The 8054-nt window shown below is 65.6% G+C and carries 3 protein-coding genes and 1 pseudogene; 1 reads left to right on the plus strand and 3 read right to left on the minus strand.

Features of this window, described 5'->3' with window-relative positions:
* Positions 1 to 6 precede the first annotated feature (6 nt).
* Positions 7 to 3210: an AAA family ATPase gene (locus AC2VOP_RS00775; protein ID WP_486959191.1), complete on the plus strand. Its 3204-nt coding sequence runs from the start codon at positions 7 to 9 to the stop codon at positions 3208 to 3210.
* A 13-nt stretch (positions 3211 to 3223) separates the two neighbouring features.
* Here the strand turns inward: AC2VOP_RS00775 and AC2VOP_RS00780 are convergent, their stop codons facing one another.
* The 3 genes and pseudogenes from AC2VOP_RS00780 to AC2VOP_RS00790 form a co-directional block, all read right to left on the minus strand.
* Positions 3224 to 4774 carry a PE-PPE domain-containing protein gene (locus tag AC2VOP_RS00780; RefSeq protein WP_486959192.1) on the minus strand — a complete coding sequence of 517 codons (1551 nt, stop codon included), beginning with the start codon at positions 4772 to 4774 and terminating at the stop codon, positions 3224 to 3226.
* Between the two features lie 317 nt (positions 4775 to 5091).
* Positions 5092 to 7722, minus strand: coding sequence for a helix-turn-helix transcriptional regulator (locus AC2VOP_RS00785; protein WP_486959193.1), 2631 nt, complete (start codon positions 7720 to 7722; stop codon positions 5092 to 5094).
* A pseudogene (locus AC2VOP_RS00790) lies at positions 7719 to 8054 on the minus strand (cyclase); the annotation flags it as partial. The pseudogene AC2VOP_RS00790 and the gene AC2VOP_RS00785, both read right to left, overlap by 4 nt.

The following is an 8054-nucleotide window of genomic DNA, read 5'->3' on the forward strand; positions in this document are numbered from 1 at the left end:
GGTGACGTGAACGACGGCCATGGGCCGCGTGACGTGACGGCGGCAACGTTGGTATGCGGGTCGTGCGGTACCGAGCTGCCGCCGAACTCGAAGTTCTGTAACGAGTGCGGTGCGGCGGTTGCGACTGCCACGCCACCGGCGGAGTACAAGCAGGTGACGGTGCTGTTCGCCGACGTGGTGCACTCGATGGAGATCGCCGCGGCGGTGGGTGCCGAGCGGTGGCGCGAGATCATGGCCGACCTCGCCGACCGCTGCACGGCGGTGGTGCAGCACTACGGCAGCACGGTCGCACAGTGGACGGGCGACGGGATCATGGCGGTGTTCGGCGCGCCGGTCGCGTTGGAAGACCACGCCGTTCGTGCCTGTCTAGCAGCCTTGGGCGTTCAGGAGGAGGCGACGCGGCTCGCTGTCGATGTCGGCGAACGCGACGGCATCGATCTGCGGTTGCGGGTCGGGCTCAACTCCGGTCAGGTGATCGCCGGCGGGATTGGTTCGGGCCAGTTCGGCTACGCCGCCGTCGGTGAGCAGGTCGGGATGGCCCAGCGGATGGAATCGGTGGCCCCGCCGGGCGGGGTCATGTTGAGCGCGTGGACAGCACGCCTGGTTGAGGGCGTGGCAGATCTGGGTGAAACTCAGTTGGTTCAGATCAAGGGTGCCGAGGAACCGCTGCCCGCCCGTCGGCTGTTGGGCATGCCCGACGGGCTTCGCGCCGCCGGGCGTGCCGAGTCGAGTCTGGTCGGCCGGCGTTGGGAGCTGGCCGCCATCGAGGGCTTGTTGGAGCGCGCAACCGACGGCCACGGCGCGGTGGTCGGCGTGGCGGGGCCACCCGGCATCGGCAAGAGCCGCCTGGTGCGCGAAGTGGTGGCGATAGCTCGTCGCCACCACGTGGAGGTGTTCACCACCTTCTGCGAATCGCACGCCAGCGACATTCCCTTCCGGGTGGTCACACGGCTGCTGCGCGCGACCACCGGCGTCGAGGGACTCGAGGGGCAGACCGCGCGCGATCGAGTCCGCGACCGCGTTCCCGACGCAGACCCCGAGGACTTGCTGCTTGTCCATGACTTGCTGGGCATCGCCGACCCGGATGTGGTGCTGCCGAAGATCGAGCCTGATGCGCGGCGGCGGCGGTTGACGGCGCTGGTCAATTCCGCGTCGCTGGCCCGCACCGAGCCGGCGGTCTTTGTCATCGAGGATGTGCACTGGATTGACGAGGTCAGCGAGTCGATGTTGGCCGGCTTCCTCACGGTGATCCCGCAGACACCGTCGCTGGTGCTGGTCACCTACCGCCCCGAGTACCAGGGCGCGCTCACGCGGGTCGCTGGGGCCCAGGCGATAGCCCTTGGGCCGCTTAGTGATCCGGAGATCACAGCCCTGGTTTCAGAGCTGCTCGGCCCGGATCCCTCGGTTGGTGTGCTGGGTCAGCAGATCGCCGAGCGGGCTGCCGGTAACCCGTTCTTCGCCGAGGAGATCGTGCGCGACCTGGCCGAGCGTGGCGTGCTGCGCGGCGAGCGTGGCGCATACATCTCGGCGGCCGAGGTTGGCGAGGTGAGCGTGCCGGTTACACTGCAGGCGGCCATCGCCGCGCGCATCGATCGCCTCGACCCGAAAGCCAAGCAGACGCTGAACGCAGCGGCGGTGCTCGGTGCGCGATTCACCCTCGACCTGTTGGAAACGCTGGGGATCGATCCCCTCGTAGCGGATCTGGTCGGCGCCGAACTCATCGATCAGGTCACATTCACCGGGCACCCCGAGTATGTGTTTCACCATCCGCTGATTCGCACGGTGGCCTACGAGTCACAACTCAAATCGGATCGTGCTGACCTGCACCGGCGCGTCGCGGCCGCGATCGAAACACGTGACCCGGCAGCGGTCGAGGAGAATGCGGCGCTGATCGCAGAACACCTCGAGTCTGCCGGCGAACAGCACGCCGCCTACAACTGGCACATGCGCGCCGGCGCGTGGTCAACCAACCGCGACATCAGCGCGGCGCGACTGAGCTGGGAGCGAGCGCAAAGGATCGCCGACGCGCTGCCCGCCGACGACCCCAACCGGGCAGCCATGCGCATCGCCCCGCGCACCATGCTGTGCGGGATCGCCTGGCGAGTCCACGAAAACGTTGCCGGGGCCCGGTTCGATGAATTGCGGCAGTTGTGCACCGCCGCCGGGGACAAAGCGTCCCTGGCCATCGCCATGGCCGGGCTGGTGATCGATCACGCGTTTCAGGACCGGGTGCGCGAGGCGTCGCGGCTGGCATCGGAAGCCTGGGACCTCGCCGAGTCGATCGGCGATCCGAGCCTGACGGTGGGGCTGTCCTTCCCCGTGATCTACGCCAAGGTTGAAAGTGGTGAGTGGCGTGACGTGCTGGTGTGGTCAGAAAGGGTTATCGACCTGGCTGATGGTGATCCGTTTAAAGGCAACTTCGTTTTCGGGTCTCCGTTAGTGCTCGCCTTCACGACGCGGGCTGCGGCCCGGTATTACCTCGGTCGTCCGGGATGGCGAGACGACCTGCGTCACGGCTTGGACATGGCACGCAGCGCCGATCCGTTGTCCTACGCCACGGCTGTCACCTGGGTGTGCAACCCGGGAATAGCGCTTGGCGCACTGAGGCCCGATGATCGCGCGATGGGCGAGATCGAGGATGCGCTACGGATTGCCGAACGATCCGCTGATGATATGGCGTTGGTCGTCGCCCGGGCGACGCTGGGCCTTGCGCTGGTGCACCGCCACACGGATGTGGAGCCTTCCAGTGGGCAGAAGCTGCTGGCCGAGGCCAGCGATGAATTCCCGCGCCAGGGACACTTCCTGTGCGATTTGCCGCTCGTCAATGTGTATGTGGCGCGTGAGAGGGCTCGGCGTGGAGACCGCGATGAGGCCATACCGCTTATGCGCGCCGCTGTCGACCATCTATTCCGCGAGGGACAGCTGCCGATGTGGGGCCCTGCAGCGACCGGTGTTCTGGTGGAGACGTTGCTGGATCGCGGGGCCGGCGGTGACGTGGCCGAAGCCGAGGCCGCGATCGAGCGGTTAGCGACCGCGCCAGGCGATGATGGTCTGGTGATGCGCGACATCTGGCTGTTGCGGCTGCAGACGCTGCTGGCGCGGGCTCACGGCGACGATGAACGCTATCGCGAATATCGGGACCGCTACCGTGACATGGCGAAAACGCTTGGCTTCGAGGGGCATATCGACTGGGCCGAGGCAATGCCATGACGGCGGTCGGCGGTTAGGAGAACAGCGCCGCAAGATTGTCCAGGGTGCCTATGGCCGCGATCAGCGCGGGTGCGACACCGAGTTCGATGTTGAATGGGATCAGTGCCGTGTTGGCGGACAGCGGAAGAAGAAGCGCGTCAAGGACGTTCCCGGCCTCGAGTTGATCCGCGAAGATGCTGGCGCCGTACGCGGGGAGACTGGTGAAGAACGCATTGATCATGTCGGCGGCGGGCAGCAACGTCGAATAGTCGTAGGCGAGAGTGCTGCTGATCATGTTGATGATGTCGGTCGGCGGGGAGCTCAGCGTCACGTCGGAAACCGGAAAGTCGAAGAGCTTGAGCAGCCCCTCCACCACATCGTCAAACGACGGGTTCTCGGGGGCAAATCCCGTCGTGTAGAAAGCGTCCGCGAACGGCAGCCACGGCGCGATCTGGTCTTGGTAGCTGACCGGGTTCTGAATATCGTTGAGGGCGTCGGTGACCCCCTGCTGCCAGCCGCTATTCAGCGCTTCCCAGAGCTGCGTCTGGTCGATGTCGGGGAACAGCCCGAAGGTGGTGGGCACATTCGCCGGCCCCTGGTTCCAGCCTTCGGTGATGCTGCCGTAACCCAGGTTCACCAGGATCCGGGTGACGGGTTCCAGCAGGTCATAGACCGGCTTCCCGACCCCCGGGACCAAGAGCAGCGGCATCAGCAACGGTAAGCTCTCGCTCGGAATCATGTAGTAGTCGGTCAGCCCTTCGCCGGTGAGCGCCGCAGATCCCGGCAAGAGAATCGCGCTGCTGATCTGCTCGGGGGTGAGGTTCAGATAAATGAAGTGCTGTGTAAAAACTCCCAGCAGGGCGTTGAGGTCCGACAGCAGGTTGGTCGTGTAGTGCGGGAAGTCGGCGGCACCGTCGTATTCGATGCTGTAGATGTCGGTTGGGTAGAGGTCAGATGGTGTCGCGGGTTCGAAGGGATAGTCAAAAGGGGTGAGGGCCCCGGTGTTACCGGCTGGAAAGTCGAATGTGTTGAGAAAGCCGCCGTTGGGATTTTGAGGATCGCCGAGCAGCACGAAGTGCACATCGTCACTGGGCACACCTGCGTCGTGGAGCTGCTGCATGATCAGCGAGGCGGCCGCGGAGCTCTGGGAGTAGCCGAAAACCACGACGGGATTCTCGGGGCTCACCCCTCCGGCGGCTAGTTGGTTCTCGATATCGGAGATCATGATCTGCTGATCCTGGCCCAGCGACGTGCCGAACCCCAGGCTTTTGATACCGGTTTGCGGATATAGACCATTGGGGATGAACGCGGGTTGGGCGGTGCCGGTGAAGCCGAGCGGCTGCAGGTACAGCGTGTCGGCGGCATCCACGTACTGCGGGGGCGGTATCGGGACACCGCTGGGGCCGTACACCAATGCCGTACCGTCGCCCAGCGGCAAATCCGCGGTGTCACCGCCGGTGAGCTGGATTTCGCGGAGCTGGACGTCGGATAGCGGTGTTGTCACCGAAGGGCCGGTGATCAGGCTGGCTCCGGTAACGGCGACACTCATGGTGAGCGCTGCGACCGGCGAATTTTGTGGACCCATCGTCGTTCCTCCAGCTCTGTCCCGGCGGAAGGACGGCCACCACGTTAGGGCCGCGTTCCGCAATGAGAATCGTGGCTTGCCTACAGTGAGATGAGCTCAGTAGTGCGCCACTGCAATTTCGTTTGCTTCGGGGCGGTTCTACTGAGTTGCGATGTTATGTTGTGCGGCCCACTTGCTCCTGTCCAGGCAGCAACGATCACGCGTCGTTGCGCCGCCGTCAGTTTCGCAAGCAGCATGCATCAGCGGTGACCGTGTCGACTCAGTATGGCAATACTGAAATCGTCACCGCCGCCGCTAAACGCACACCGTCAGAGCCTTTACTCTGTTCGCGCCCGGCGGCGGGGTCGCAGGGCGGCGACTTCGTCGCGGCTGGTGGTACCGGTCTTTAACATGGCCCGGTAGATGTGGCTTTCCACGGTGCGCACGGAAACAGTCAGGCGTTCGGCGATGGCGCGGTTGGACAACCCCTCACCGATCAGCATCACGATCTCTGCCTCACGATCGGTCAGCGGCAAGGGCTCTGCAGCCTGGCGAAGCGCCGGAGTACTGGCGCCACACTGTTCGGCCAGGGCAGCAGCGCGTGTCGCGCATCCCAACGCCGATCCCCGCAGTTCTTCGCGGCGATACGCCAGCGCGGCCTGCGCGGCGGCATCGACGGCGGCAACCAGATCACCCATGCGCTCGAAGTCCTGTGACACCGCAGCTAATTGGGCGGCGTCGCCGTCGCGCAGCGCGGCGGCGAACCGGGCAGCCAGGCCCACCCGCGGCCCCTCTACGACCGATTCGAGCTCACACAACCTGGCTGCGCCGGTACGATCCCCGAACTGGGCGGCGGTCTGCAGACAAAACACCTCCATCGCGAACTGCCCTTTAGCTCTAACTCTTTCGGCCGCCGCCAACACAACGGTGAGCGCCTCACTGACCGCACCCTGGCCCGCAGCCACCCACGCCCGGGCCAGACTGCGCTCACCATCGAGCAAGCGGAAAGGACGTTGCTGCTCGTCGAGCGCGGCAAGCGCGGCAGCGGCCTCTTCCGTTGAACCCCGCATGGCCAGCGCAGTCGCGCGTGAAACCAGGTAGCGATACCCCCAACCGATGGCATGACTAGCCGACAACCCCACTGCGGCCTGTTCTAGCAGCACACATGCGGTATCGAGACGACCGGCACCAAGGGCCTCCCGACCCGCCACCGCCGCACCGAGTAACTGCGCCGCCCCCGGCAGATCGGCCGCCTGCCGGCGCACCCGCTCGGCTACATCAAGGGCGTCGCTCACCCGGCCCGCCAGCAGCAGGGCGCTCACATGTGCGTCGGCGATGTTGAACCTCATCTGCGGAGCGTCCAAAGAACGCGTCGCGATGCCATAGCCTGCGTCCGCGGTAGCGACCGCCTCGCTGGTGTACCCCGCGTCGGCGTCGATTTCGGCAATCACCCAGGCGATCTCAGCGCCAACCACGGCGGGCAACTCGTTGAGGTCGAGGTCCTGGGCAGCCCGCCTCGCTGCATCCGGCTGATCCGTCGCAAACCAGTACACCGTCAAAAACGAATCGATATAGTTGCGGGCCCGTGGCGGTGCGGTGCATGACGCGTCGTCGATAATCTGCTTCGCACGCGCGGGCTCACCGAGCGCCCAGAGCATGTTGCTGGCTCGCAAAAACGCCAATCTGGCGCGCTCGGCGTCGGTCAAGTCGCTGGCGCGGATCTCGGCGAGCACCGCGTCGGCCTGCTCACCCCGACCCAACCACGACAGTGCATGCGCACGAACAAAACTCGGCTCCGGACCAGCGCCGGCGCGGATTGCCGCTTCCGCGAGCCGATCGGCCAGCGCCAAATCCGCCAGCCAGACCGCGCCATGGGCCGCCCTCACCAGCAGCTCGGCATCGGGCGCCAGGTCGGAGTCCAGCCCCAATGCGGCGCGCCGCACCACCACCTGAATGTCGTCGCTATCATCGGATGCGGCCAGTTCGGCGGCCACCAGTCCGCGCAACCGCCGCAACCGAATGGGTGCCGCACGCCTGCGGCGCACCTCACCGTAGAGCGGATGCGCCACCCGCACTCCCACACCCCCAACGACGGGCTCGAGCGCGATCAGGCCACGGGTATCGGCCTCCTCAACTGCGACCGGATCAGTGATCCGCCTCAGCGCCGCCAATTCGATCGGCTCCCCGACAGCCAGCGCGTCGATCACATCGCTAACCGGCCCGGACAAGGCCCCGATGCGGGATTCGATCAACTCAACCAAACCGGGCGGCATGATCGGATCACCGATCCAGCGCCAGGACCCGTGCTGTTGCACCAGCCGGCCATCGGCGATCTCCTGCTCGACGATGTTACGCAGATACAAGACATTGCCGCGAGTCAGCTTCCATAGCCGCTGAGCCGCATCAGGATCCGCCGAACCCGCTAACGTCGCGGACAGTAGTGTGGTGGTTTCGTCGAGTGACAAAGGCTGCAAGTCGAGCCGATCGAACCGGCCAGCTGTCCATATCTCACGCACCGCAGCGGGGATCGGTTCACCGTCGCGAACGGTCAGAATCACCTTAGCCGTGCCGCGCTGCACGATCTGGTGCACAACAAATGCCGACAGATCATCGAGCAGGTGCACGTCATCGACACCTACTACCACCGCGCCATCCGACGAGCCGGCGGTCAGCGACTCGATCACCCCCCGCAGCAACTGAACCGTGTCGGTGACACGCGAAGGCGCCCACGCGGTGAAAGCTCCCAGCGGAATCGCCCTCGCCGAGGATGTGCCGACCGCCCAACGGACTTCGCAACCCTGCGACTCGGCAGCCGACAATGCCCCACGGGCGATCCGGCTTTTGCCCACACCGGCCGAACCGTAGACAACGATCCCGGGAACATCCGGAGCCAAAATGGCCGCCTCGAGGGCTCGCATCTCTTCCGAGCGGCCAATCAATGGCCACGACAACGCCACTCCCCCACTCATATCATCGCCTCCGCCAACGCCATATGCCCCTCGTAGCCAACCTCGGTGGCCCTCTTGCGATACCGGTCGGCGAAGTCGCGGTAGCCGTCTTCGTCGCCGTTCGCGCGGGCCATCAGCGCGCGCAGCCGCAGCAGCGGAACCTCGAACAACACGTACCCCGGATCGATCGGCACCGCCGCCAAACGGTCGATCGCGGCCTGCGCCTCCGCGATATCGCCGTCGTTGCCGCGCTGCAGCAGTGCTTCCACGAAGACTCTGGTTGCCTCGCCGCGGGTGATCATCTCACCCGCGTCGAACAGGTAGTCCACCACCGCACGAGCTAGCCCAATGGC

This window comes from Mycobacterium sp. TH-M106, from assembly GCF_057473765.1.